This is a genomic window from Herbaspirillum sp. C7C2 (assembly GCF_022627865.1).
Lineage (GTDB): Bacteria > Pseudomonadota > Gammaproteobacteria > Burkholderiales > Burkholderiaceae_D > Herbaspirillum > Herbaspirillum frisingense.
Genome location: NZ_JABXGI010000002.1, coordinates 312,577 through 338,412, shown reverse-complemented (window position 1 = coordinate 338,412; position 25,836 = coordinate 312,577). Strand labels below are relative to the sequence as shown.

General features: G+C 62.9%; 24 protein-coding genes. 9 read left to right on the top strand and 15 right to left on the bottom strand.

Annotated elements, in window-relative coordinates:
- Nucleotides 1-10: 10 nt before the first annotated feature.
- Nucleotides 11-2,575, bottom strand: a complete 2,565-nt coding sequence (locus HWE04_RS05195) for a putative bifunctional diguanylate cyclase/phosphodiesterase (RefSeq protein ID WP_241811726.1) — start codon at nucleotides 2,573-2,575, stop codon at nucleotides 11-13.
- Between the two features lie 85 nt (nucleotides 2,576-2,660).
- The gene (locus tag HWE04_RS05190; protein ID WP_241811725.1) at nucleotides 2,661-3,779 is read right to left on the bottom strand and encodes an alkene reductase; all 1,119 of its coding nucleotides are present in this window, start codon (nucleotides 3,777-3,779) and stop codon (nucleotides 2,661-2,663) included.
- Nucleotides 3,780-3,891: 112 nt separating this feature from the next.
- Here HWE04_RS05190 and HWE04_RS05185 point away from each other — a divergent pair, with 112 nt between their 5' ends.
- Nucleotides 3,892-4,824 carry a LysR family transcriptional regulator gene (locus tag HWE04_RS05185; RefSeq protein WP_102662027.1) on the top strand — a complete coding sequence of 311 codons (933 nt, stop codon included), beginning with the start codon at nucleotides 3,892-3,894 and terminating at the stop codon, nucleotides 4,822-4,824.
- A gap of 3 nt (nucleotides 4,825-4,827) precedes the next feature.
- Here HWE04_RS05185 and HWE04_RS05180 read toward each other — a convergent pair whose 3' ends face one another.
- Nucleotides 4,828-5,232: a response regulator gene (locus HWE04_RS05180; protein WP_006463037.1), complete on the bottom strand. Its 405-nt coding sequence runs from the start codon at nucleotides 5,230-5,232 to the stop codon at nucleotides 4,828-4,830.
- Nucleotides 5,233-5,778: 546 nt separating this feature from the next.
- Between HWE04_RS05180 and HWE04_RS05175 the strand changes: the two genes are divergently transcribed.
- Nucleotides 5,779-6,297, top strand: a complete 519-nt coding sequence (locus tag HWE04_RS05175) for a hypothetical protein (protein ID WP_241811724.1) — start codon at nucleotides 5,779-5,781, stop codon at nucleotides 6,295-6,297.
- A gap of 157 nt (nucleotides 6,298-6,454) precedes the next feature.
- Here the strand turns inward: HWE04_RS05175 and HWE04_RS05170 are convergent, their stop codons facing one another.
- From HWE04_RS05170 to HWE04_RS05140, 7 genes are all read right to left on the bottom strand, one after another.
- Nucleotides 6,455-7,393, bottom strand: a complete 939-nt coding sequence (locus tag HWE04_RS05170; protein ID WP_241811723.1) for a LysR family transcriptional regulator — start codon at nucleotides 7,391-7,393, stop codon at nucleotides 6,455-6,457.
- A 225-nt stretch (nucleotides 7,394-7,618) separates the two neighbouring features.
- Complete coding sequence (locus HWE04_RS05165) at nucleotides 7,619-8,923, bottom strand: c-type cytochrome (RefSeq protein WP_241811722.1); 1,305 nt, start codon at nucleotides 8,921-8,923, stop codon at nucleotides 7,619-7,621.
- Nucleotides 8,920-11,184: a xanthine dehydrogenase family protein molybdopterin-binding subunit gene (locus HWE04_RS05160; protein WP_241811721.1), complete on the bottom strand. Its 2,265-nt coding sequence runs from the start codon at nucleotides 11,182-11,184 to the stop codon at nucleotides 8,920-8,922. The genes HWE04_RS05165 and HWE04_RS05160 overlap by 4 nt, the downstream gene beginning before the upstream one ends.
- A complete protein-coding gene (locus HWE04_RS05155; protein WP_006463042.1) occupies nucleotides 11,181-11,687 on the bottom strand; it encodes a (2Fe-2S)-binding protein in 507 nt (168 codons plus the stop codon). The genes HWE04_RS05160 and HWE04_RS05155 overlap by 4 nt, the downstream gene beginning before the upstream one ends.
- Nucleotides 11,688-11,854: 167 nt before the next feature.
- Nucleotides 11,855-12,835 (bottom strand): NAD(P)H-quinone oxidoreductase, encoded by a 981-nt coding sequence (locus HWE04_RS05150; protein WP_241811720.1) that lies wholly within the window; start codon nucleotides 12,833-12,835, stop codon nucleotides 11,855-11,857.
- Nucleotides 12,836-12,912: 77 nt separating this feature from the next.
- Nucleotides 12,913-13,251: a carboxymuconolactone decarboxylase family protein gene (locus HWE04_RS05145; RefSeq protein WP_241811719.1), complete on the bottom strand. Its 339-nt coding sequence runs from the start codon at nucleotides 13,249-13,251 to the stop codon at nucleotides 12,913-12,915.
- A gap of 50 nt (nucleotides 13,252-13,301) precedes the next feature.
- Nucleotides 13,302-14,741, bottom strand: a complete 1,440-nt coding sequence (locus HWE04_RS05140) for an NAD-dependent succinate-semialdehyde dehydrogenase (protein WP_241811718.1) — start codon at nucleotides 14,739-14,741, stop codon at nucleotides 13,302-13,304.
- 120 nt (nucleotides 14,742-14,861) lie between these two features.
- Between HWE04_RS05140 and HWE04_RS05135 the strand changes: the two genes are divergently transcribed.
- The gene (locus tag HWE04_RS05135; protein ID WP_241811717.1) at nucleotides 14,862-15,794 is read left to right on the top strand and encodes a LysR family transcriptional regulator; all 933 of its coding nucleotides are present in this window, start codon (nucleotides 14,862-14,864) and stop codon (nucleotides 15,792-15,794) included.
- 76 nt (nucleotides 15,795-15,870) lie between these two features.
- Here the strand turns inward: HWE04_RS05135 and HWE04_RS05130 are convergent, their stop codons facing one another.
- The 3 genes from HWE04_RS05130 to HWE04_RS05120 all read right to left on the bottom strand — a co-directional run bounded on the left by HWE04_RS05130 (nucleotide 15,871) and on the right by HWE04_RS05120 (nucleotide 18,353).
- On the bottom strand, nucleotides 15,871-16,647 hold the full coding sequence (locus tag HWE04_RS05130) for a response regulator transcription factor (protein ID WP_241811716.1): 777 nt from the start codon (nucleotides 16,645-16,647) through the stop codon (nucleotides 15,871-15,873).
- Nucleotides 16,648-17,056: 409 nt separating this feature from the next.
- Nucleotides 17,057-17,689 carry a helix-turn-helix domain-containing protein gene (locus HWE04_RS05125; RefSeq protein ID WP_006463062.1) on the bottom strand — a complete coding sequence of 211 codons (633 nt, stop codon included), beginning with the start codon at nucleotides 17,687-17,689 and terminating at the stop codon, nucleotides 17,057-17,059.
- Nucleotides 17,682-18,353, bottom strand: coding sequence for a DJ-1/PfpI family protein (locus tag HWE04_RS05120; RefSeq protein ID WP_241811715.1), 672 nt, complete (start codon nucleotides 18,351-18,353; stop codon nucleotides 17,682-17,684). The genes HWE04_RS05125 and HWE04_RS05120 overlap by 8 nt, the downstream gene beginning before the upstream one ends.
- A gap of 222 nt (nucleotides 18,354-18,575) precedes the next feature.
- Between HWE04_RS05120 and HWE04_RS05115 the strand changes: the two genes are divergently transcribed.
- From HWE04_RS05115 to HWE04_RS05100, 4 genes are read left to right on the top strand one after another with little or no spacing between them, the layout of a single operon-like run.
- Nucleotides 18,576-19,892, top strand: coding sequence for an MFS transporter (locus HWE04_RS05115; protein WP_241811714.1), 1,317 nt, complete (start codon nucleotides 18,576-18,578; stop codon nucleotides 19,890-19,892).
- Nucleotides 19,893-19,905: 13 nt separating this feature from the next.
- Nucleotides 19,906-20,367 (top strand): RidA family protein, encoded by a 462-nt coding sequence (locus tag HWE04_RS05110; protein ID WP_241811713.1) that lies wholly within the window; start codon nucleotides 19,906-19,908, stop codon nucleotides 20,365-20,367.
- Nucleotides 20,368-20,383: 16 nt separating this feature from the next.
- A complete protein-coding gene (locus tag HWE04_RS05105) occupies nucleotides 20,384-21,232 on the top strand; it encodes an MBL fold metallo-hydrolase (protein WP_006463066.1) in 849 nt (282 codons plus the stop codon).
- A 23-nt stretch (nucleotides 21,233-21,255) separates the two neighbouring features.
- Entirely contained in the window at nucleotides 21,256-21,714 is a 459-nt protein-coding gene (locus tag HWE04_RS05100) for a cupin domain-containing protein (RefSeq protein WP_139347033.1), read from the top strand.
- A gap of 53 nt (nucleotides 21,715-21,767) precedes the next feature.
- On the opposite strand, the gene HWE04_RS05095 is transcribed toward HWE04_RS05100, so the two are convergent.
- Both HWE04_RS05095 and HWE04_RS05090 read right to left on the bottom strand, forming a co-directional pair.
- The gene (locus tag HWE04_RS05095; protein WP_241811712.1) at nucleotides 21,768-22,481 is read right to left on the bottom strand and encodes a FadR/GntR family transcriptional regulator; all 714 of its coding nucleotides are present in this window, start codon (nucleotides 22,479-22,481) and stop codon (nucleotides 21,768-21,770) included.
- A gap of 18 nt (nucleotides 22,482-22,499) precedes the next feature.
- Nucleotides 22,500-23,243, bottom strand: coding sequence for an SDR family NAD(P)-dependent oxidoreductase (locus HWE04_RS05090; RefSeq protein ID WP_006463050.1), 744 nt, complete (start codon nucleotides 23,241-23,243; stop codon nucleotides 22,500-22,502).
- Nucleotides 23,244-23,515: 272 nt separating this feature from the next.
- Here HWE04_RS05090 and HWE04_RS05085 point away from each other — a divergent pair, with 272 nt between their 5' ends.
- Entirely contained in the window at nucleotides 23,516-24,391 is an 876-nt protein-coding gene (locus tag HWE04_RS05085; RefSeq protein ID WP_241811711.1) for a shikimate dehydrogenase family protein, read from the top strand.
- A 110-nt stretch (nucleotides 24,392-24,501) separates the two neighbouring features.
- A complete protein-coding gene (locus HWE04_RS05080) occupies nucleotides 24,502-25,782 on the top strand; it encodes a branched-chain amino acid ABC transporter substrate-binding protein (protein ID WP_006463052.1) in 1,281 nt (426 codons plus the stop codon).
- The last annotated feature ends 54 nt before the right edge of the window (nucleotides 25,783-25,836 follow it).

The window sequence follows — 25,836 nt, the reverse complement described above, 5'->3', positions numbered from 1 at the left end:
GCTGGCAAGGTCAGGCCACGCGCACGCTATGCAGCGGCAACTGCTGGCGCGACAGCAGGGCGGCGGCTTCCTCGTGTGCGATGCCTTTGCCGAAGAAGTAGCCCTGGGCCTGGTCGCAGCCGTGGTCGCGCAGGAAATCCAGCTGCACGCTGTCTTCCACGCCTTCGGCCACGATGTTGCGGTTCATGGCATGGGCCAGGGCGATGACGGCCTTGACGATCTCGGCATCGTTGCCGTCGATGGAGATATCGCGGATGAAGCTGCGGTCGATCTTCAGGGTATGGATGGGGAAGCGCTTCAGGTAGCTGAGGCTGGAATAGCCGGTACCGAAATCGTCGATCGCCAACTGCACGCCGAAGGCGCTCAGGGCATTGAGGATCTGCACCGTCGATTCGGGCGAATCCATGATGACGCTCTCGGTGATTTCCAGCACCAGGCAGTGTGGCGGGCACTGGGTGGCGGCCAGTACGCGCTGCACGGTCGCGACCATGTCGTCCTGCCGGAACTGGGTGGCCGAGAGATTGACCGACATCTTGATGTCCTGCGGGCAAAGCCCGGCGCGTTGCCACGCGACCAGCTGGCGACAGGCGGTTTCCAGCACCCATTCGCCGATCTGGACGATGAGTCCGGTCTCTTCGGCCAGACCGATGAACTGGTCCGGGGCAATCACCGCCTCGCCCGGCGGCTGCCAGCGCAGCAGGGCCTCGAAGCCGATGATGCGACCACTGGCGATGCTCACCTGCGGCTGGTATACCAGATGGAATTCCCGGCGCTCCAGCGCGCGCCGCAGGGCGGCATCCATGCGCAGGAACTGCAGGGCGTCCTTGCTCATTTCGTTGGCGTAGAAGACATAGCGGCGCTTGCCGCCCTGCTTGGCCTGATACATCGCCGTGTCGGCATTCTTGAGCAGGGTGGCGCTATCGCTGCCATCGCGGTCATACAGGCTGATGCCGATGCTGCCGCCGAGGAACAGCTCATGACCGTTCAGCAGCATGGGCTGGCAGATGGCTTCGAGGATGCGGTCGGCGACGGCAGCGATGTGCCGCTGCTGGCCGGCGTTGGCCAGCACCACCACGAATTCGTCGCCACCCAGGCGCGCCACCGTGTCGCCGGGGCGCACACAGGCCAGCAGCCGGTGCGCCACTTCGACGATGACCTGGTCGCCGATGTCGTGGCCGAGGCTGTCGTTGATGGTCTTGAAGCGGTCCAGGTCGATGAACAGCACCGCCAGCGTGTGCCGGGGTGAGGAGGAGGGCGAGAGCGGCGCAGAGGCCAGGCGGGCCTGGGCGATGGCCAGGTCCAGGCGGTCCATCATCAGGCTGCGGTTGGGCAGGCCTGTGAGGTGGTCGTGGTTGGCCAGATGGCGCATGCGGTACTCGGTGGCCTTGCGCTCGGTGATGTCTTCGATGGCGGCAATGAAGTGGACTTCACCATTGCTCTCGCGCATGGACGATACCGTCACCTGGCCCCAGATCGACTGTCCATCCTTGCGCACGTAGCGCTTTTCGCTGACGTAATCCTGGATTTCACCGTTGAGGATGCGTTGCGTCATGTGGTCGTGGTCACACTCCTCATCCGGGTCGGCCAGGTCGCACAGGTTCAGGCGCTGCATCTCGTTGGCATCGTAGCCCAGCACCTGCTGCAGCTTGCGGTTGCTGCGCAGGATACGGCCGGCGGCATCGAAGTGGACCAGCCCTACTGCCGCCTGGTGGAAGGACAGGCGAAAGCGTTCTTCGCTGTCGGCCAGGGCGGCCTTGGCTTCCAGCACGCGGGCGATGTCATGGGCCACCAGCAGCAGGAGTGCTTCATCGCCATCGTCGAAGCGCGAGAGTCCGAACTGATAGTGGCCGCAGCGTTCATGGCCCTCGTCGTCGATCAGGTTGATACCCTGGTGTGGCACGCCGCTGGCAAGCACTTCGCCGGCTGCGGCGTACAGCGCCGGCACCTTGAACACGGCCGGCAAGGCCATGCCGGCGACCGGCACATCGGCCCCCAGGCCGAGAATGCGCCGCATCACCGGATTGGCGGTGCGGATGCGGCATTGTCCGTCCATCACCAACAGGCCATTGGGCGTGTAGTTGAAGATATGCTCGGCATAGTTACGGTAGCGGTCCAGCAGGCGGCGGTCGGCCGCGATGCTGGCGTCGATGATGCTGGCCACGTCGTGCAGGGCCTGGGTCAGGATGGTGTTGAGGAATTCGATGGTCTTGCCCTGATGGCGCAGCCCCAGCTGCTGCAGGGTCGGCATCAGCTCGCGCAGGTAGCCCCGGCAATCTTGTACGTGTGCCAGCGCCAGATGCGGTTGCGCCGTGTCGGCCTGCTGCAGGGACAGCCGCAGCCGCGCCAGCGCGCCATGGTCGCCAGCCTCAGTCACGCCCGAGCTCGTACCTGATGCAATCCCCAGCCTTGCGGCGCGCACATTGCGGCTGATTTTCTTGAGCCAGGGGCGCCCCCTGGGTTTGCGCAGCTTGCCGCCCGCACCGGCGGGGGCCGCTTGCTCGGCGTGGGTGGCGGTGGCGCCGATGGTGTGGACAATCGGGGCGCTCTGCATGCGCCAGCGGGCGTTGCGGTTCATTGGGGCATCTCCGACGAGGATGGAAGGGGCGACGCTGGACGCAGGCGGCGAGAAGACCGGCGCCTGCCAGCTACAGCGGCGCGGATCAGCTCAGGGCGGGGTAATCGGTGTAGCCGATGTCGTCGCCACCATAGAAGGTGAAGGGGTCTGGCTCGTTGAACGGCCCGCCCTGCGCAATGCGTGCGGCCAGATCGGGATTGGCGATGTACTGGCGGCCGAAGGCCACCATGTCGGCCTGGCCGGCGACCACCAGCTGCTCGGCTTGCTCGAAGGACAGGCCACCGTTGGCGATCAGCACGCCCTTGAAATGCGGACGCAGGATCTCCAGTATCCGCGGCATGTCCTTGTTGCCGCTCCAGGCGTTGGTATCGGCCGCATGCAGATAGCCGATGCCGTAGCCATTGAGCATTTGCGCGACGTAGGCATAGGTGGCGCGGGTATCGCTGTCGCCAGGGCCATCCGCGCCGGCATCGATGGCGTTGTTGTACAACGCGAAGGGCGAGAGCCTTACCCCGACCTGCGCGGCCGGCATTTCCTGCAGCACGGCTTCGATGATCAGGCGCAGGAAGCGCGCACGGTTTTCGATGCTGCCGCCGAACTGGTCTTGCCGTCGATTGACGTGGGAGGACAGGAACTGCTGCGGCAGGTAGCCATTGGCGGCATGGATTTCCACGCCGTCGATGCCGGCCAGTACCGCATGTCGCGCAGCGGTGCGGAATTCCTGCACGGTGGCGTGGATTTCCTCGACGCTCATGGCCCGCGAAGGAGAGGCGGCGATGCGGGTGTAGTAGCCGTTGCGCAGGGCGCCATAGACCTGCAGCAGGCCAAGGTCGTCGTTCATCCCTGACGGCGAGAGTGGTGCGGCGCCATCCAGCAGGGCATAGGTGCTGATGCGGCCGCCATGCCACAACTGGACGAAGAGTTTGCCACCGGCTTCGTGCACCGCACTGGCCACGTCCTTCCAGCCGGCCACCTGGTCGGGATGATGGATGCCAGGCGCATCCTCGAAGGCGGCCGACATCGGCGAGACATTGGTGGCTTCGGCGATGATCAGGCCGGCCGAGGCGCGCTGGCGGTAGTAGTGCGCATTGAGCGCGGTGGGTACGCCATTGGCGCCAGCCCTGGCGCGCGTGACCGGGGCCATGGCGATACGGTTGGACAGGTGCAGCGGGCCGATGCTGAGTGGCTGGAGAAGTGCGTTCATGGTGAGCCCCGATGGGATTGCGATGTAAGGAGCGCCCACTGTAGCGTTGTGGCCCGGCGCTGATAATATGCCGGGATTAGCGAAGGCTCTTGCGCAAAACGCAAAGGTGCTCATGAACAAATTTTCCGAAATGCAAGCATTTGTGGCGGTGGCCGACACTTCCGGGTTTTCTGCGGCGGCACGGCAGTTGGACCTGGCGCCGTCGTCCGTGCTCAGGCTGGTCGATGCGCTGGAAGAACGGCTGGGGGTCAAGCTGCTCCAGCGCAGCACCCGCAGTGTGACCCTGACCGAAGGCGGCCGCGACTTCTATGAGCGGGTGGTGGATATCCTCCAGCGACTGGAATCGGCCGACCTCGCCGCAGCCGCCCTGGAGCAGGAGCCGCAGGGCGTATTGAAGGTCACCGCGCCGGTCACCTTCAGCACGCTCTACCTGGCGCCGGTCTGCCGCGAGCTGCATCGCCGCTACCCGCTGCTGCAGCTGGAGCTGCAATTGAGCGATGGCGTGAGCAACATGATCGACGAGTCCATCGATGTGGCCGTGCGCATCGGTGCGGTGGGCGACCAGCCCAACGTGATCGCGCGCCGCCTGGCCACGCACGCGCGCGTGATCTGCGCCAGTCCGCAGTATCTGGGCCAGCATGGCCCGGTACTGCGCCCGGTCGACCTGCTGGCGCATACCTGTCTGCAGTTCAGTTACGACGGGCCACGCCGGGGCTGGCGTTTTCGTCGCCGTGGCGACGCCGAGGGCAACATCGAGGAAATCAACGTGCAGGGCAATTTCTTCGCCAACAATGCCGAGATGCTGCGGCAGGCGGCCTTGAGCGGCCGTGGAGTGGTCATGCTGGCGCGTTGGCTGGTGGGCGAGGATATCCGGGCCGGTCGGCTGGTTCCCCTGCTGGAGGACTACGAAGCCAACCCCGGTGCCATGGAGGTCGGCATCCATGCCATGTATCCGGCCAACCGCCGCGGGTCGGTCAAGGTCAAGGCTTTCATCGACCTGCTGATGGAGCAGTTGTCGGCCCACCCGGGGGTGGTGGAAGCTTAGGGCTCAGGCCGCCATCTGTGCGCGCCGGGCCACGATCTTCTGGATCTTGTCATTGAGTGTGGCGGCATTGAAGGGCTTGATGATGTAGCCATCGGCACCGGCCTCGGCGGCGCTGACCACGCTCTCCTTCCTGGCTTCGGACGTGATCATCAGGACCGGCAGCTTGGCCAGCCGGGGTTCTTCACGAATCTTGCGCAGCAGGGCCAGCCCGTCCATGGTCGGCATGTTCCAGTCGGTGATGACAAAGGACACCGGCACCTGTCCTGCTTCCAGGATCTTCCAGGCCGAACTGCCGTCGTCGGCATCGACCATGCGGGTGTATTCCAGATCTTTCAATATGCCCATAACCATGCGGCGGATGGTGGAAAGATCGTCGACGACCAGGAAATGCTGTTCCATTTTTTCCATTGCCAGGCTCCTCAATCAAAAAAAGACAGGCAGGTTTGATACCGCTTTTCGAGACCTGCAAAGGTCGAGGTGGCAGAAAGCGGAACAGGCTTGTGGCGGACGAAAAAAGAAGGCCATCGGTGATGTGCCACCGCTGCCTGCCCGATACCTGCCCTGATGCTGCGCAGATTAGCAATGAAGCGTGGAGGCGTTAATCATACGAAGGTGTTAAGACGTCAGCGCCAAGGGGGCTGCTGGCCGCTCGCAATGGCGCGCTGGTACTGCTGCACCGGTCGGCAGGGTCAGTTTGCACGCATGCACATTGGCCGCAGGGACGTACGGGGGCGCTTTCCCATACCATGGTGCTACATCGCGTCGCGGGAGGGGACGCCATAATGTGCAGCGACAATTCGGCGTCTTTAAGGAGCCGGATCGGACGGGAACCTGAGCCTCGGGTAAAGGGGGGGACAGGGGATACAGGGCGTTCACGGCGATGCCGGCCTGCAGGTCAACGCAGGGCGATGTCGTGAAACAGAATAACAAGATGCATCTTCCGAACGGAGCACTATGGACCTCCATACCCTCGCAGCGTGGGTGGCAGCGATTTCCATCATCATGGCCATGATCAGGCTGGCCGGGCTCTGGCGCCTGCGTCGGCGCCTTGTGGCCAGGCTGGGCAGATCAAGCGGGTCCTGCCTGGGCAACAAGATCTACCTGCACAACCTGAGCGCCCGCCCGCTGGCGCTGACCCGCTGGAGAATCTACGTGGCCGAAGGCCTGCTGCAACCGCAGGAGGTCAAGGAGATCACCTGCTTCGGGGGCAGTGCAAAGGAAGCCATGGGAGCCAGGGGAGCAGACAGCATCGTGATCGAGGCACGCTGTTCGCACATCCTGTTCTTTTCCGACGAGGGACTGTTCAACAGCAGCGCCGATCTGCGCGACGGTCGGCGGCTCTATATCGGCATCGAGACTTCCGATGGCCGGGTATCCACTTGCTGCCTGTATCCATCCAACCACCCCTGGCCAGCCTTGCAGGCCTTGCTGACGGCCTTGTGGAGCAGGCAGAAACGGTTTGCGCGGGAGTGATATACCAACGCTTCAGAGTTCTCCGGTTTCAAGGTCTCCATGCCTCAGGATCAGAGCGCCGTGACGCCGGAACGCCGGAACGCCGGAACGCCGGAAAGTCGGAAAGTCGGAAAGTCGGAATGCGGGGGAGACCCTTGAGCGATAAGGGTGGTAGTGTCTAGTGCGCCACCAGTCGCAGACGGGCCGCCTTGGGACACCACGGCGGTGTGCGAAATTCCTCAATCAGGAAGTCGCGCAGGCGCTGCACCTTGGGAGGAAGATAGGCACGCGTCGGATAGAGGACGTGGGCCATCATGTCGTGCTGGCCGATGGACCAGTCGGGGAGCAGTTCCACCAGTTCGCCCGAGGCCAGGGCAGCGTTGACGATGAAATCCGGCTGGATCGCAACGCCTCTTCCACCGATGGCCATCGCCCGGCAGGTGGCGCCGTTGTTGACTTGCATGCTGGAACGCATGCGGGCGATGGCGGTTTCTCCCTGCGCATTGCAGAAGTGCCATTCGTCGCCGTTGGATTGCAGGCTGTAGGAAATGAAGGGGAACTCGCGCAAGTCGGAAGGGTGGCACGGCACGCCGGCTTGCCGCAGCAAGGCCGGCGAGGCACAGACCTTCATCCGCACCGGCGCCAGTGGCCTGGCGATCATCCGGCTGTCCGCCATGGCGCCGATGCGGATGGCCATGTCATAGCCGCCTTCGATCAGGTCCGTGGTCTTGTCGGACAAGGTGATGTTGAGTTCGATACGGGGATACTGTTCGGCGAACTTGCCCCAGAGCGGGGCCAGCTGTTCGACGCCGAAGTCGTGCGGTGCGCAGACCCGCAGCCGGCCGATCGCCTGGTCCGAGCTCAGACCGACTTCGTTCTCGACATCCTGCAGGGCGCCCAGCAACTCCTTGCTCTTGGCAAAGTAGACGCGTCCTTCTTCAGTGAGAGAGAGGCGGCGCGTGGTGCGGTGAAGCAGACGTATGCCCAGGAACTGCTCCAGTTCCGACACGTGGCGCGACACCGCGGGTTTCGACAGACCCGTCACATCGACGGCACTGACGAAGCTGCCGGTCTCGACGACGGCAACGAAGGCTTCCATGGCCAGCAGCTTATCCATATGGCGGCCCCTCAGCGACGGCGCAGGCCGAGGGAGAGGGCGGCCCGCACACCATAGCGGCGCAGGATCGGCAAGGACAGACTGGCGCTGAGCAGGACCTGGCTGAAGAGGGGCATGGCGGTTGGCTCCGGTGGGTAGTGCAGTTGTGCCAGAGAGTGCCACGTGCGCCAGGCTTTGGTAATAAGACCTTGGGATGATAGCCCTAGCCGATGCGGCTAGGTGATCTCAGTGCGGGCGTTGGCGCGCGACCACGTCGGCGGTGACCGTCCCCTGCTTGCCGCCAAACTGGAAGATTACGTAGTTGCTGAGCTGGGCAACCTCGTCGTCAGTGAGTGCGGCAGCAAAGGCGGGCATGAAGACCTCGTGTTCGCCTATCCGCATCCGTGCGCCGTGCAGGATGGTCTGCACCACGTTCTGTCCCGAGCGGTCATTGACCGAGCGCGCGCCGAGCAGGGCCGCGTAATGCGTTTGCGGACCCTGGCCGTTCCACTGATGGCAGCTGGCGCAACTTGCTTCGAACAGTTTCAATCCGGCTTGCAGATGGGACGGCGTCTGCGGCGAGGGAGAATAGGCCATCGAAGTCGTCACCGCCGGTGGCCTGGCGTTGATGGACGTCGGCTTGTCGCCGACCTGCGGGGCGACGCTGCGCAGATAGCTCATGATGGCCTGGATATCCTTGGGGTCGAGATACTGCAGGCTGTTTTCCACTGCTTCACCCATCGGACCACCGGCCGAGCCGCGCCCGTCGGCATGGCCGGATCGCAGGTACTGGTACAGCTGTGCGTCGGTCCAGGCGCCGATCCCGTGTACCGGGTCGGAAGTGATATTGGGGGCGTGCCAGCCGTTGACGTCGGCCCCGGAGAGTTCCCTGGCCTGGTTGAGCGCGAAGCCGATATTGCGGGGTGTATGACATTCCGTGCAGTGCGCCAGGGCGACGGCGAGGTAGGCGCCGGTGTTCCATTGGGCCGACTTGTCTGGCGCCGGCTTGAAGCGCTCGCTACGGAAGAAGGCGGCATTCCAGAAACCCATGGCCCAGCGCTGATTGAACGGAAAGGAGAGCTCCGGCTTGCGGGTTTCCTGCGTGACCGTGGGCAGGCTGAAGAGATAGGCCTTGATGGCCAGGACATCGTCGCGGCTCAGCTGGGTATAGGAGGTATAGGGGAAGGCCGGGTAGAGGTGCTGGCCATCCTTGCGGACGCCCTCGTGCAGTGCGCGCACGAAGTCGTCGTCGCTCCAGTTGCCGATGCCGGTCGTCTTGTCGGCCGTGATATTGGAGGAGTACAGCGTGCCGAACGGCAACTGGAAGGCCAGGCCTCCGGCAAAGGGCTCGCCTCCCGCCACCGTGTGGCAGGCGATGCAGTCGGCGGCCTTGGTCAGGTACTGGCCGCGCTGGATGCGCGAGGCCTCGGCCGGCGCACCGTAGACCACCGGCGTCGGGCCGGCGGGCGCTTCGGGTCGTGCCAGGCAGGCATAGGCGGCCGCACCGATGGCGGCGACGACCAGGGCGGCGCTCATGAGAAGTCGTTTCATGCCGCTGCCTCCGGGTTGGATGGTGCAAGGTCGAAGGTTTTCAGCAGCGTATGCTGCGGCCGGGCCAGCAGAGCGCGGCGCACCGGCAACTCGCGCAGGCGCACCCCGGTGGCGGCGTAGATGGCATTGGTCAGGGCCGGCGCAGCAATGGCGGTGCCGACTTCGCCGATGCCGCCAGGTGCTTCGGTACTGTTGACGATGTGAACCTCGACGGCGGGCGTTTCGTTCATGCGGAGCATGCGGTAATCATTGAAATTGCCTTGTTCGATGGCCCCGTCGCGCAGGGTGATTTCGTTGAACAGCGCGGCGCTCAGTCCGAACAGCAGTCCGCCCTGGATCTGGGCCTCGATGGAGCCGGTATTGACGGCGATGCCGCAATCGACCGCGACCACGGCGCGCCGCAACTGCACCTCGCCCTGCGGCGTGACCTCGACATCGACCATGGCACAGACCCGGGTGCCGAAGGGTTCGGCCAGGGCCACGCCACGGCCCGCACGATTGGAAGAAGCGGTCCGCACGGGCTGCGAACTTCCCCAGCCCATTTTGGCGGCGGCCAGTTTCAGGACCGCGGTCGAACGCGGGTTGTTCTTCAGCAGGGCCAGACGCCACTCCACGGGGTCGCGCCTGGCGCGGTGCGCCAGTTCATCGAAGAAGCTCTCCACGATGAAGATGTTGTGCAGCGCGCCCACCCCGCGCCACCAGCCCACGAGGAGGCCTGGTGGCATGTCGTGACGCACCCATTCGACTTTCATGCTGGCGATCGCATAGGGGAGCTCGGCCACGCATTCGATGGCGTCCCCGTCCATGCCGTTCTTGCGCATGCCACCGGGACGCCAGCGGCCCAGGACGGTGCCGCTGCAAACGCGGTCGCCGTACCAGAGCGGCATGCCGTTCTTGTCCACCACGGCGGAAATGACGTCGTGATACATCGGTCGCACGATGTCATGGCGGATATCTTCTTCACGGGTCCAGACGATTTTCAGCGGATGGGGGACCAGCCGGGCGAAGCTCACAGCCTGGTCGACGTAGTCACTCTCCAGACGTCGGCCGAAACCGCCTCCCAGATACTGGCTGTGCAACACGATCCGTTCGACCGGCAGCCCGGTGATCCGGGCGGCGTTGGCAACTACCCGGGTGGGGACCTGGGTGCCGGCCCAGATCTCGCAGCGGTCACTGCGTACATGTACAGTGGCATTCAGTGGTTCCATGGTCGCATGCGCGAGCATGGGCAGCTTGTAGGTCGCCTGGATGAATTCGCCGGCGGGGCGGCTGCCCACTTCACGACCGACAATCGCCTGGCCGTTGGCCTGGCTGCGGGCCAGGTCTTCACGCAGTTCGCGGGTGGTGAGGCGGGCGTTGGGGCCGTGCTGCCACTGGATGTCCAGGGCTTCCATGCCCCGTTTGGCGGCCCAGAAGTTGGTGGCCACGACCGCCACCGCATTGTCGATGCGGAGCACCTCGATCACGCCCGCAATGGCGCGGGTAGCGCGGTCGTCGACGCCGACCAGTGTGCCGCCGAAGGTCGGACAGGCCTTGACGGTAGCGATGCGCATGCCCGGCACGGCCACGTCGATGCCGAATCGCGTGACGCCACGGACCTTGTCAGCGGAATCCAGGCGCGCCATGGGTTTGCCGATGAGTCTGAACTGCGCCGGGTCCTTGAGCTTGACCTCACCCGGGTCCGGCAGGCGGGCGACGGCCTGTGCGACCTGAGCGTAGCGGAGGCTGCGGCCCGATGGAGGGTGGTGGATGACGCCCCGTTCGACCACGCAGGAGGACGGCTGCACCTTCCATCTGGCGGCGGCAGCCGCCACCAGCAGCGTGCGGGCGACGGCGCCGGCCTGGCGCAATTCGGTGAAGGTGCTGCGGGTACTGGTGGAGCCGCCGGTGATCTGCGCCTTGAGGAGCTTCATGCCATAGAGTTCGTCGCTGGGCGGCGCGTGTTCGACCTGGATCTGGTCCAGGTCGACATCCAGTTCTTCAGCTAGCAGCATGCAGGAGCCGGTGTAGATGGCCTGCCCCATCTCGACCATCGGCATGACCAGGCGGATGGCGCCGTCGGCGTCGATGCGGATGAAGGCGTTGGGGGCGAAGGCCGGGGCGCCGTCGGCAACCGCGGCCGCCGCATCGGCGGCCTGGCGATGCGGGGATACCAGCGCCATCGCCTGACGCGGCGCGCCCAGCCAGCTGAAGGCCACCGACAGGCCGGCCGCCTTGAGCAGGCGACGGCGGTTGGGCGAGAAGCTGTTCGGGCGGCTCATTTGCGGCCTCCCGGTGCGCTCACAGGGATGGCCTGGGTGACCTCGATCTTGCCGCTGGCGGCTTGCTTGATGGCCGCGCGAATGCGCACGTAGGTGGCGCAGCGGCAGATATTGCCGGACATCGCGGCATCGATGTCGTCGTCGGTGGGCGCGGGATTGCGCGCCAGCAGTGCCGACGCCGACATGATCTGGCCGGACTGGCAGTAGCCGCACTGGACCACGTCCACGGCCAGCCAGGCATCCTGGATGCGCTTGCCGGTGGGGGTCTGGTCAATTGCTTCGATGGTGGTGACCTGGCGGCCGCCGACGGCAGACACCGGCAGCACGCAGGAGCGCACCGGGTCGCCATCCAGGTGGACCGTGCAGGCGCCGCACTGGGCGATGCCGCATCCGAATTTGGTGCCAGTCATTCCGATCACATCACGGAGCACCCACAGCAGCGGGGTGTCGCCAGCGATGTCCACCGTGTGCGGGTGGCCGTTGACCTTGAGCGTAAAAGACATGGGGAGACTCCGGGAAATAGGTCCGACTGACCGCTACGCAGGGTAGCAACGATGGAAGAGGGCGATAACTATACAAAGGTGTTAAACCGCCAGCATTCACACACGTGTGCATACACCTGCATACGTGTGTGAATGCTGGACGGCATGTACATAGCGGCCGTAGCGCCTTACATGGTCAGCACGATCTTGCCCACGTTCAGGCCATCTTCCATGCGCTGCTGGGCGGCACCGGCCTGGGCCAGCGGATAGACGCTGTCGATGACCGGGTTCAGGCCGTCCTTGCCGAACTGCGACAGCCAGCGCTCCTTGAAGCGGCGCGACATGGCGTGCTTGACCTCTTGCGAACGTGACTTCATGACCGTGCCGATGATCTGCAGGTGACGATAGAGCAGGCGATCCAGCGGAATGCGGGCGTTTTCGATGCCGCCCATGATGCCGATCTGCACCATGCGTCCACCAAAGTCCAGGGAGTTCACGTTGCGCTCGAAATAGGGCGCGCCGATGAAGTCGAGGATGAGGTTCACGCCGCGATTGTCGGTCAGCCTGGCGACCACTTCGGCGAAGTCGTCGGTCTGGTAGTCGATGGCGTGGTCGGCCCCCATCTTGCGCACCAGCGCATGGGCGCTGGCTTGGGCAGTAGTGATGACGGTGGCGCCCACCGCATGGGCCAGCTGAACCGCCGCACCGCCCACGCCGCCTGCGCCGGCATGCACCAGCACGGTTTCGCCCGGCTCCAGCTTGCCCAGGTAGATGAGCGCTTCATGCGCCGTGACGAAGACTTCGGTGATGGCCGCCGCCTGGACATAGTCCAGGCCCTCGGGGATGGGCATGGCCATGCGGTAATCGATGCGCGCCATCTCGGCATAGGCGCCACCGCCGACGATGCCCATGACGCGGTCGCCCACCTGGTAGCCCGTCACTTCACTCCCCACGGCGACGACTTCACCGGCGATTTCCAGGCCCATGATGGTGGAGTCGCCGAAGTCGGGCCAGCCATAGCCACCGCGACGGTGGGTCAGGTCGGCGCGATTGACGCCGGCGGCATGGGTGCGCACCAGCAGGTCGGTTGGGCGGAGCACGGGGTCGGGGGCGTCGCCGATTTTCAGGACGTCAGCAGCGCCGAATTGTTCAAAGAGGATGGCTTTCATGGTGGTGGTTCTTTCTATGTTCAGGAGTGGAAAGGTGGGAAGTGGCGCCGTGAATCCGTCACGGCGCATCAGCCGGTTCAGGTGCTTGCGTCGTCCTGCCCGGAAAGGGCCGCATTGGCATAGGCCGATGCCGTGATGGCTGCCGGGAAGCCGGCGTAGAAGGCCAGATGCGTGATGGTGGCGCTCAGCTCGGTCCGGGTCAGGCCGTTCTGGATGCCCCGGTGCAGGTGGGCGGGTAATTCGTCGGCGTGGTTCATCGCGATCAGGCAGGCAATGGTGATGAGACTGCGGTCGCGCGGGGCGAGGTCGCTGTCATTCCAGACCTCGGCGTAGAGTGGTGCCTCGACCAGATCCGACAGCTTCGGCGTGAAGGCCCGGGCTGCGGCGCGGGGGCTGGTGAAATCGATGGGGGTCATGATGCTTCCTTGGTCGTATTGATCCGCTGATCCGCGAATCCGTTGTGGTTTCAGGCCTGGCTGATGAACTTGTTGGTCAGGTAATGGTTGATGCCCTCGATGCCCCCTTCGGAGCCGTGGCCGCTTTCCTTCATGCCGCCGAAGGGCAGTTCGGTGGCGATGATGCGGTACTGGTTGATGCCGATCATGCCGGCCTCCAGGCCATCGCCGACGTCCAGCACGGTGCGGGCGTCGCGGGTAAAGGCATAGGCCGAGAGTGCATAGGGCAGACGGTTGGCCTCGACCAGGGCGTCCTCCAGCTGCTCGAAGGGGCGCAGCACGGCGATCGGGCCGAAGGGCTCTTCGTGCATGACGCGGGCGCTCATCGGCACCTCGGCCAGGACCGTGGGTGCAAAGAAATAGCCAGGGCGGTCGATGCGCTTGCCGCCGGTCAAGACCTTGGCGCCCTGTGCCACGGCATCGGCGACCAGGGCTTCCATCTTTTCCAGCTGGCGCGGATTGGCCAGAGGGCCGACCTGGGTGGCCGGGTCCATGCCGTCGCCCACCACCAGCTTGCGGGTGGCTGCCACGAATTGCTCGGCAAAGCGTGCGTAGACGCTGCGCTGGACCAGGAAGCGGGTCGAGGAGATGCAGATCTGGCCGGTCCCGCGGAAGCGGTTGGCGGCACCGCCTGCGGCGGCGGCATCGATGTCGGCGTCTTCGAACACCAGCACCGGACCATGACCTCCCAGTTCCAGGGTGATGGGCTTGACGCCCGCGGCCGCCCGTTGCGAGAGCAGGCGCCCCACCGGGACCGAGCCGGTGAAGGCCACCTTGCGGATGACAGGGGAGGCAATCAGATGCGCCGACACCTGGTCCGGCACGCCGAACACGATCTGCAGCACGCCCTTGGGCAGACCGGCGTCGTCCAGGCAGCGCGCCAGGGCCAGTGCGGTGGCCGGGCTTTCCTCGCCGGGCTTCAGGATCACGCTGCAGCCGGCCGCCAGCGCGGCCGACAGCTTGCGGGCCGGAGTAATGGCCGGGAAATTCCAGGGAGTGAAGGCTGCCACCGGGCCGATGGCCTGGCGCTTGACCAGCTGCTGCACGCCCGGGCGGTTGGCCGGTACCACCCGGCCATCGATGCGACGTGCCTCTTCGGCGAACCATTCGAAGTAGTCGGCTGCGCGCAGGACTTCGTCGCGGCTTTCGGTGAGGGCCTTGCCTTCTTCCAGTGTCATCAGGGTGGCGATGTGCTCGCTGCGTTCGCGCATCAGCGCTGCGGCATCCTTGAGCACCCGTGCGCGCTGCTCGGGAGCAGTGCGGCGCCAGACGTCGAAGGCTGGAGTGGCGGCGGCCAGTGCCAGGTCGAGGTCGGCAGCGCCGGCCATGGGCAGGCGGCCAAGGGCGGCACCGGTGGCGGGATTGATGACGGGCGCGGTATCGCGCTGGCCGGCCTCCAGCCAGTTGCCGTTGATGAAGAGGTAGAGCGGGTCGTAACTAAACTTTTGCATGATGTTCTTCCTGAAGGGGATTCGGTAGCATGTGGACTTGCTGCAGGAAGAAGATTAAAACCGGGGCCGGTGCTTGATAAGACCGAGCCGGCCCACAATGGCTATGCAAGGAACGCACAAATGCAGTCAGAAAAATTCGCGGAGTTTCTCGGCGTCTTCGCCGATGTGGCAAGGGAGGGCAGCTTCTCCGGCGCCGGTCGTCGTCGTGGCCGCACGCCATCGGCCATCGGGCGCCAGATCGACACCCTGGAAGCCTATCTCGACACGCCCCTGTTCCTGCGCTCGACCCGCCTGCTCACGCTCACCGATGCCGGCGAGGCCCTGCTGGTGCGGGCCAGACAGATTCTCGATTCGCTGGAGGATGCCCAGCAGGAGCTGGCCTCCATGAAGGGGGCGGTGACCGGAATCTTGCGCGTGGCCTGTTTCCCGACCTTCGGCAAGCGCTATGTTTTGCCGGCCATGGGGGTGATGGCGCGGCAGTATCCCGATCTGCGCCTTGAGCTGGACTTGACCGAACGCCTGGCCGACCCGGTGGCGGAGCGACTGGACCTGGTCATCCGCATCGGCGACATGGCCGACAGCACCCTGATCGGCACCCGCATCGCCACCCAGACCCGTATCCTCTGCGCCAGCCCGCACTACCTGGCTCGTGCCGGCACGCCGGCCTCCATTGCCGATCTGGCCTGCCATCGGCTGGTCGACAAGATGCATGGTTCCGATCTGCTGGGCTGGGCCGATGTGCTCGGCCAGCCGGCCCGGGCGGCGAGCGCCCAGCCGGTGTTCGCCTGCGACGACTTCGAAGCGATGCGCTTGGCGGTCGGAGAGGGAATGGGAATCGGCTATCTGCCGGACTGGGTGGTGGGCCCCGACATCAAGGCCGGGCTGCTGGTGCAGTTGTTCCCGGAGTGGTCGGCGCAAGCCTGCGCGCAGACCGGCATCCACGCCCTGCGCGCGCTGCGGCAACCACCGGCGCGGGTGACGGTCCTGCTCGATACGCTGCGCGCCCATATCGGATTGCCGCCGAGCTGGGCCGTGAATGCTGGTGTCGCCTAGCACATGCGCGAGGCTGTCTGAGCGCAGCCTTAGCCTAGCCCCAGAGCAGTTGATGCTGCACTGAAATACCGCAGACTCAGCCTGCCTTGCCCGGTTTGTCCGGCCGTTTATCGTCGTCCGTAGATTCGTCCGAACGCTTGATGCCCAGCATTGCCGCGATCCGCACCAGCTCGGTCAGCCTGGTCGTGGAGAACTTGCGCATCAGATGGCGGCGATGGATCTTGACCGTGCCTTCGTTGATTTCCAGCAGCGCGGCAGTGACCTTGTTCATGTAGCCGGCCACCACCAGCGCAAAGACTTCCCGCTCGCGCCGGGTCAACGACGCCAATTGCTGGCGTCGCATCCGGATTTCCTCACGCTGCTTCCAGCGTATCGATTCGATCTTTTCTGCCTGCTGTACCGCGGCGCGCAGCTCCGTGGGCCTGACCGGCTTGGTCAGGAATTCGATCGCCCCCTGTTTCATCGCCTGGACCACGGTGGGAATGCTGCCCTGCGCCGTCAGGAAGATGATGGTCGGCGCCTCCCCGGCACTGCGCAGACGCTGCTGGAAGTCCAGCCCGTCGATTCCGGCCAGCTTCAGTTCCAGGATCAGGCAGGAGGGCGCGTCGGCCTTGCGCCTGTTCAGATAATCGGCCTCGTCCGCATGGAAATGGACTTGCCAGTGCTGCCCCTGGCCCTTGAGCGAAGAGCGGATGGCACGGAGGGATTTTTCATCGTCATCGATGACATGGATGTTCAGACGCACGAGCGACCTGCGAGGGAGAAAGGGTGGGCGACGCTGCCTGGCGTGGCGGCTTGATCTGGAGCGCAGCTTAAGACAGGCGATGCACTTCGATAAGCTGCCTGCGGCCATCAACCGTTTTGCGCGGGACGCACAAATCGGGGCGCCTGCCCCGTCCGGCGGGGGGAGGCTATCGCTGGTATGGGGTGACCCATCCTTTGGTATAGCTAGACGCCTGGTGCGGAGATTTGCAACACTGATGCCTGTCCGAGATGAAGTCTCCGGTCTCTGACGTTCCCTGTTGTTGTTGTTGTTGTCGACTCCCGCCAGTACTCCCTCTGGCGTTCAGCCGCCCGTCGTGATTTCCGACGGGCGGTCTTTTTTATGCAGCGGGGCTTGCATGGGTGATCGGCCGGGATGGCGTGGCGGGTTTGGACAGCCGACCCCTTCGGCAGGCAATGAAAGCCAGGTCGAATGCCGAGAGGGGCGACCGTCGAGTCAATCAACAGCCGCTGATCATCGGATGAGTGAGCTTTTTGTCCTACGGGATGATTTTGCTTTGCGAGCGATAGATGACGACCAGTGCGCGTGCCTCGCCGTTCAGGCTGCGCCCACGATGAGGAATGCGCGAATCGAAGTAGATGCTGTCGCCAGGGGAGAGTAGCCAGGTTTTATTGCGGCTATCGATGGTGGCTTCAAATTCGACTTCTCCTTCCAGAATGAACATGAATTCTTCACCTTCGTGTTCAAAGCGGATATCGCGGTCCACCTTGGATGGAAACACCATGATGAAGGGTTCCATCTGCTTGTGGTGTCGCTTGTGGGCCAGGGCGGTGTAATCGTAGCCGAATGAGCTGCCACCTTTGATGACGGACTCCCGCTGCCAGGAGCGAACCACGCAAAGTGCGTCGCTTTGATCGTCAACTTCTTCTGGCTCCAGCAGATCAGCCACATCCGTCTCCAGGACCTGGGCAATTTTGATCAGCGTGCCGATGGGAGGGATGACCTTGGAGTTCTCTATTTTGGAGAGATATCCCTTTGTGAAGCCGGTGGCCGCTGCCAGCTGATCCTGTGTGAACCCCCTGGCCGCGCGCAGTTTTGAAATGCGCTTGCCGAGCTGCAGCTCGATGGCCGTGGGGCTTTCTTCTTTGACTGGATATTCTTCGCTATTCATTTGCCGCATTGTTGATAATGGGGGCCGCAGCCAGGTTGGCCGCACGCGCATGGGTGTACTCCATGATGCGGGCGGTCTGGTCCGCTACGTCACTTCCCAAGTATTTTTCCAGCAAGTAGAGGGTGGCGTCGATGCATCTGGACACGCCGCCGCCCGTAATGATACTGCCATTATCAGTTAGCAAGGCTGCCTTGACGTCAATCCCCGGGTATTGCGATCTCATGATCTCCAATGGGACCTGTTCACCGGCTGCGACCTCCACCTTCGTTGTCGCGACCTGACCTTCCAGCAGGCCCGCAGCAGCCAGGATCATGGCGCCGGTGCAAACGGATGCCACCGTGGCGCGTCCGGCCATCTTCTGCAAGAACGTCAGCGCAGCCTGGTCTGTGCAGCATTGCTGCCATCCGGGGCCGCCCGTGACGATCAGCGTATTGATGGGCGGCAATTCATCAAATCCGTAGTCGGCGATCACCGTCAAGCCATTGGCAAGCCGAACCGGCCCCGCCGCTGCCGCTACTGTCCAAAAGCTGATCTCAGGCGCGATGCGACGCGCCATGGACAGCACGCCGATGGTGGCCAGGTCAATTGGTTCGACCCCTTCATAGATAAACACGCCAAATTTCATGATTTCCTCTTCGTGATGAATGTGGGTGGGTATGGTCATTATATGAAACTTTGACGATAAATGTTTCATGGCATGAAATATGCAAGGCTTGACTTCAGCTGGCCTGAATCGCATATTTATGCATGATATTGAGGATTTAGTGGGTTTCATGCTTGTGCGGGACGTTCCAAAATGGTGAGCAAGGTTTCCTGATGTGATCATTTTTGGAGGGCGGCAGTTTCCCGGAAGTTCAACGAACATCGTTTTCGAAAGGACATCAGCATGACAACCAGTTACGACCTGCACGCCCGTGTGCACGATGCAGGCAGTCAGCGCAGCCTGCGTTCCGTGGTTTTCGCCAGCACGATCGGCACCATCATCGAGTGGTACGACTTTCTGATCTACGGTATGGCCGCCGCACTCGTGTTCAACAAACTGTTCTTCCCAAGCATCGATCCTTTGCTGGGGACGTTGGCCGCGTTAGGAAGCTATGCGGTCGGTTTTCTGGCCAGGCCATTAGGCGGTGCGATTTTTGGATATTTCGGCGATCGGCTGGGAAGAAAATCCATCCTCATGCTCACGCTGGTCATGATGGGCTTGGGCACCTTCCTGATCGGTGTGCTGCCGACCTACGCCCAGATCGGTATCTGGGCGCCCATCTTGCTGATCTCCTTGCGCTTCATTCAAGGCATTGGCCTGGGAGGAGAATGGGGTGGCGCCTCGGTCATGGTGCTGGAGCACGCGCCAAAAGAGCATCGAGGGCTTTATGGCAGCCTGGTGCAAGTGGGTTTCCCCATCGGTCTGGTGGTGGCAACACTGGTGTTCGGCGTGATCGCCAAATTGCCGGAGGCTGACATCCTGGCCTGGGGATGGCGGGTTCCCTTCCTGATCAGCGCAGTGTTGATCCTGTTGGGCATGTTCATCCGCAGTAACGTGAGCGAGTCGCCTGTGTTTGAGGAGATGAAGGCGCGTCGGGAGATTGTGAGCAATCCCGTGAAAGAGGCCATCTTCAAGCATCCCAGGAGCTTCCTGGTCGCTGTCGGCTTGAAGATATCGGAAGTCTCCTGGGTCTACATGTTGACGGTCTTTGTCGTGGTCTACGCGACAGGCACGCTGAAGCTACCCAAATCCATGATTCTGGACGCCATCCTTGTGGCAGCGGCGGTCGAGCTCATCACCATTCCTCTGTTTGGATTTCTGTCTGATCGGATTGGTCGCCGGCCACTGTATTTCATTGGCGCGATCTTTACCCTGGCCTTCGCATTTCCTTTGTTCTGGCTATTGGAAATGAGGACGCCCGAGATTGTCATGCTCACCATTGTTGTTGCAATGAGTCTGGGGCATGGCCTGATGTTTGCCCCCGAATCGACCTATTTCCCGGAGCTGTTCGGGGCCAATGTGCGCTATAGCGGCGCATCGTTTGGATTCCAGGTGGCGGCAGCCCTGGGCGGTGGTTTTGCACCGGTGCTGGCAACGGCATTGGCCGGCTATATGGGAGGAACGGCCGGCGTGTCGGTGATGCTCATCGTGCTGGCGCTCATTACCTTGGTTGCAGCGATGTTTGCGCGTGAGACCAGGAACGAAGCACTTCTTAAATAACGAAAGGACGGACATGTTGGAAAGCAGGCTCGCGGAGATGAATTTGGTACTACCGGAATTGGGTGCGGCGGCAGGAAGTTTTGTCGGCTGCAAGAAGAGCGGGAATCTCCTGTTCATCTCTGGTCAGTTGCCATTGAAGGATGGCCGGCCCACCTTGGTCGGCCGGCTGGGTGAGAACGTGACCGTGGAGCAGGGTTACGAAGCTGCACAACAATGCGCACTCAATGTGCTGGCGCAGATCAAGGCCGCGATCGATGGCCGCTGGGACCGCGTTGCACAGGTAGTCCGCCTTGGTGGCTTCGTACGTTGCACTCCCGACTTCGCTGATGCCCCCAAGGTCGTCAACGGCGCATCTGACCTGTTCGTAAGTTTGTTCGGCGCCGCTGGCGCCCATGCCAGAGCCGCGGTTGGCGTCAGTTCGCTACCCATGAATGTTGCGGTAGAGATCGAAGCGGTTGTCGAAATTATTGCCTGAACCAAAGAGGAAAATCATGAATGTAGCAGCCAAGCTGAAGTATTACGGGTGGTCCAGTATTGCTCTGGAGACGTCGCACGGAGCGCTGTTCTTTGACCCTTTCTATCGTCCCTATTGCGGCGCCGAGTGGTTCCATCTCGACGATTTCATGCATGCCAAGTACATCTGCGTGACGCATGGCCACGAAGAGCATTTTCTGGACGTGCCGGAAGTGGCAAAGGCAACGGGCGCCTGCGTGATCGGCGCGCCGTCGCTTACCCGCTTCATGCAGCGCCGTCACAAATTTACGCCCGCGCAGCTGCGTGCCATCGAGCCGGCTTCCTTCGATAGCGTCTCCGTGCCGGGATTCAAGATTACGGCGCTGCCTTGGCAGCATCGCGACATCAATTTGTACAAGGCACTGACCAAGGCAGTCTTCAAGGGAAACACCACGCAACTGGCCTGGGCATGGAGCAGTGCCACGAATGCCCCGTTCTATTCTCCCTACACGGGATTTCATGTCGAGCTGCCCGACGGCACCACGATCCTGAATTACAACGAAGGCTTCAACAGCAAGATGACGGATGCTGAAATTGAAGCACTGGGCCGGCGCTTCAAGACTGACATCCTGCTGGCGGGCATGCAGCTGGATTTCATTCAGGATGTGGTCCGCGGTGTGGCTGCGCTCAAGCCGCAGGTGGTGGTCTTGTATCCGCCTCATGAGAAGTTCCATGAAATGATGGAGGTGAGCTCCCGCCCCTGGAGTGAATTCGCTGACGCGGTAAGAAGTCGCTTCCCGCATATTCGCGTCCACGTGGCCGAGCCGGGCTTTGAACTGGAAGTGCCCCAGAACCTGGTAACCTCGGTTCTGGATCAAGCTGCTTAATGTCGTCGAGAGGAGATGAAAAAATGGGTGCAATGGACAAGAGCTTTGATGATCGCCTGAGTGGTGAGCTTCAACCTACCCCAGGTGGGTCGGTATATATGAAACCCGAGGAAATGGACTGGAAGCCCTCGCAGTTTGAGGGCATCGAGATCAAGGTGCTCTATGAGAACAAGGAAATCGGCGAGATGACTTGCCTGCTGCGATGGCAGCCAGGCACTACCTTGCCGTTTCACAAGCATCCCGAGATCGAGCAAAGCTATGTCATCGAAGGCTCCTTCTCGGACCACGACGGCATTTGCCGCGCAGGCGAATTCGTCTGGCGCAAGCCTGGTTCCTTGCATGAAACGCATAGCGCAGAAGGCTGCACTATTCTGGCGATCTACCGGAAACCCAATATCTTCCGCAATAGTGCCGGGTTTGATGCTGCCGCCAAACAACGTATTGCAACGGACCACGCCCCGCGTACGCATCAGGCGCGATGACGCAATCCCGGCGGTGAAGCGCACCGGGCAATACCACCGACTTTCCACCGGGTTCAGCTCAGGTACTTGTTCAGCCGCTTTGCCGCATTGCGCAGATGCGTTTCTGCGGCAATTGCCGCGGCGACCGGGTCCTTGTCTTCGATGGCCTGGAGGATGGCCTTGTGCTCGTCCTGCACGGCCTGGATCAGATTGTTGTAGTTCGTCGCGGTGTTGCTGCGGGCCTGGCGGATCAGTCTTCTGACGTGCTGTTCCAGATACTCGTTGAGCATGCAGAAGTGCGGATTCTTGGTCGAGTCGACGATGGCCTGGTGGAACGCAAAATCCTCCTCGTCCCCCAGCTTGTCATTGATGATGGCGTACTCCATGCCGACCAGGGCCTTCTTGATCTTCTTGAGGTCTTCCGGCGTGCGGCGGATGGCCGCATAGCGGGCGGCTGCGGTCTCCAGCGTCACCAGCAGCTCGATGACGTGTTCCAGTCCCTCCGCATCGTTGAGGGCCGCCGCCTCGAAGCGGAAGGCCTGGCGTGAGCCGCGCTCGTTGACGAAGGCGCCGCGTCCCTGCTGGGCATTGACGATGCCTTCCGATTTCAGCTGGGACAGGGCTTCGCGCACGACCGAACGGCTCACCGAGAATTGCTCGCCCAGCTGTTTTTCGCTGGGCAGCTTGTCGCCCGGTTTGAGCCGCTGCTCGCGGATTTCTTCATTAATCCATTCAACAATCTCTTCGGTGAGGGATTGCGTGGGCAAGCGCTGTGTCGCGTTTTTCATGGGTGGATTGCAGCTGGATTAATTGATGTATAGACCGCCGTTGACCTGCAGTGTCTCTCCGGTGATGAATGAGGCCAGGGGAGAGCACAGGAAGGCAATCGAGCCGGCCACTTCTTCCGCAGTTCCCAGGCGGCCGAGGGGCGTGTTTTGCAGCAGCATCGGCCCCTTGCTGGCCAGCAGTTCCCGGGTCATCGGAGTGGCAATGATACCCGGAGATACCGCGTTGACCCGGGTTTTGGGAGCCAGCTCCAACGCCAGGCTGCGCGAAAAGCTGATCACCGCACCCTTGGCCGCCGCGTAGTGCGCATGCGCGTAGCTGCCGCGCTGCGCGGCCAGCGAAGCGAGGTTGACGATCGAGCTGTCCTCGCGCAGATGGGCAATGACCGCCTGGCAGATATGGAAAGTGCCGTCCAGGTTGATCGCCATGAGGCGCCGCCATTCTTCTTCTGTCATTTCCGCCACGCGCTTTTCGGGATAGATGCCGGCCGAGTGGATCAGGTGGTCGATCCCGCCATGGGTGCGGGCGCAGGCATCGGCCGCCTGGCGGCAGGCCTGGGCGTCGGCCACGTCCAGCTGGTGCAGGCTGATCTGCGCACTGGGGGCGATGCCAAGAATCTCTTCCTTGAGCGAAGCCAGGGCCTGAAGGTCGATGTCGGCCAGGGCCAGGTTGGCGCCATGCCGGGCAGTCAGCAAGGCGGTTGCGCGGGCGATGCCACCGCCGGCACCGGTAATGAAAAAGGTCTTGTCGGTGAATGCAATCATGGGGTCTCCTGTTGTTCTATGTTGGCGCTTCGTCCTGTAAGCCTTGCTGGGAGCGGCTTTCCAGGCGTAATGCAAAGTCGCTCACCTGTCCGGGATGCAGAGGCAGGGGTTGTTGACATCACAAAATCCGCTCTGTAGAATCGCTGCACAACTTGTCAGACAGGCTTAAAAGTTTATCAGACAAGTGCATAAAAACCTATCATGTCACCGCAAAAAATGCGGGATGACGGAAAAGAAGAGCGCTGCAAGGCGCCACTTGCGAAGGAGATACCGTGAGTCTGGCTGGAGCCGGGGAGCGCAGTGCGCAGGAGATGGCGTCCCCCATCATCAATGGACATACCCGGGTCATCGGTATCCTGGCCGATCCGATCGGCCATGTGCGGACCCCGCAGGCTTTCAATGCCCTGATGGCGAGCAAGGCAATCAATGCCGTGGTGGTGCCGCTGCAGGTGGCGCCAGACGATCTTGCATCGGTCGTGGCAGCGCTGGCCAGGGTCAGGAGCATGGCCGGCCTGATCGTCACCATTCCCCACAAGGAAAGCATCCTCTCCCTCTGCCATGAACTGACCGATGCAGCGCGCCAGGTCGGTGCGGTCAACATCGTGCGGTTTGATGCGGCGGAGGCGGGACAGGCAGAGGCCTCTGGTGAAGCAGGCATGCGCCTGGTCGGCAGCAATCTGGATGGCGAGGGATTCGTCGGTGGCTTGCTGGCCCAGGGGCATGCGCTGGTGGGGCGGCGGGTCTATCTTGCCGGTGCCGGTGGTGCCGGTAAGGCCATTGCACATGCCCTCGCGGCGCACGGCGCGGGTGCCATCGGCGTGTACAACCGCAGTGTGGAACGTGCGGGACATCTGGTGGCCGAACTGCGTCGCTACTACCCGCAACTGGATGCCCACGTGGCGACGGCGCATCCCGCCCATTACACCCTGGCCATCAATTCCACCTCGCTGGGTCTGAACCCGGACGATGCCTTGCCATTCGCCGTGGAAGGCCTGCCCACTGATGCGCTGGTGGCGGAGGCGGTCATGAAGGTGGAGTTGACCCCGTTACTGGCGGCAGCCCAGAGGCACGGACTGGCGCTGCACTTCGGCCGCTACATGATGCAGGCCCAGCTTGAAGGCATGAAACAGTTCCTTGGGTTGCGCTGAGAGGCGTGCCACCCCTTGAGAAGGGAGCCGCACCGGCGCGGCTCTCGCACGGAAGCCCGGGCGCCGGCAGTGCAAGACCTGGAATCCTACAAATATAACGGAGATGAGGTATGAGCAAGAATTACATCGGAGTGCCCCTGTCGTCGCTGTCGTCACTGTCCTCGCTGACATCATTGTCGGCCCTGGTCCTGGCCGCCATCGCATGTCCCGCCCAGGCCGCCGCGCCCCTGAAGATCGCGCTGGTGGAAACCCTGTCCGGCCCGCAGGCCTCGACCGGGCTGCTCTATCGCGCTGCAGTGAAGTACGAGATGGATCGCATCAACGCCGCCGGCGGATGGAACGGGCAAGCCGTGCAACTGGCCGAGTATGACAACCAGGGCGGACCTGCCGGCGCTTCCGACAAGGTCAAGGCGGCCATTGCCGCCGGTGCGCAGATCATCATCCAGGGTTCTTCGTCTGCCGTCTCCGGCCAGATCACCGAAGACGTGCGCAAGCACAACCTGCGCAATGCTGGCAAGGAAGTCCTGTTCATGAACATGGGCGGCGAGGCGCTGGAGCTGACCGGCGACAAGTGCCACTTCTATCATTTCCGCTTCACCACCAACGCCGTGATCCGCGTCAAGACGCTGGTGCCGGCCATGAAGGAGGCCAAGGAACTGGGGAGCAAGGTCTATGCAATGAACCAGAACTATTCCTGGGGCATGGACATGGACAAGGCCATCAAGGACGATGCCGCCGCCGGTGGCTACACCGTGGTCGAGAGCACCCTCCACGATGTCAACAAGATCCAGGATTTCTCTCCCTATGTCGCCAAGATCAAGGCCAGCGGGGCCGATACAGTCCTCACCGGCAACTGGTCCAACGATCTGCTGTTGCTGATGAAGGCCACACGGGCTGCCGGCCTGAAGGTCCGCTTCGGCACCGTCTTCCTGGACCAGCCGGGCAACATCGGCAATGCCGGCGACACGGCCCTGGGACACTTCATCTCGCACGCCTTCAATATCGAGACCAACAAGGCCACCGAGGAATTCGCCACCGACTACAAGGCCAAGACCGGTCACTTCCCGACCTTCATCGAGCCGCAGACCGTGTTCGGCATGCAGATGCTGGGCGAGGCCCTCAAGCAGGTCAAGCCCAGCGGCGACAAGATCAATGTCACCGAGCTGGCCAAGGCACTGGAAAAGGTCAGGATCGAGACGCCGATGGGCGAGACCTCGATTCGCGCCGCCGACCACCAGGTGGTGCTGCCCATCGTCGTGTCCCGCGTGGAAAAGAACGTCAAGTACAAGGTCGACGATACCGACATGGGCTTCAAGGTTATCAAGAAGTTCAGCGGCGAAGACGCCGTGAACCCGGTCCAGACCAGCTGCAAGATGCAGCGTCCCTCCTGATCTGACTCGCTGAGCGGGCGCCGTGCCTGTGCACGGCGCCGAATCGACATGGGC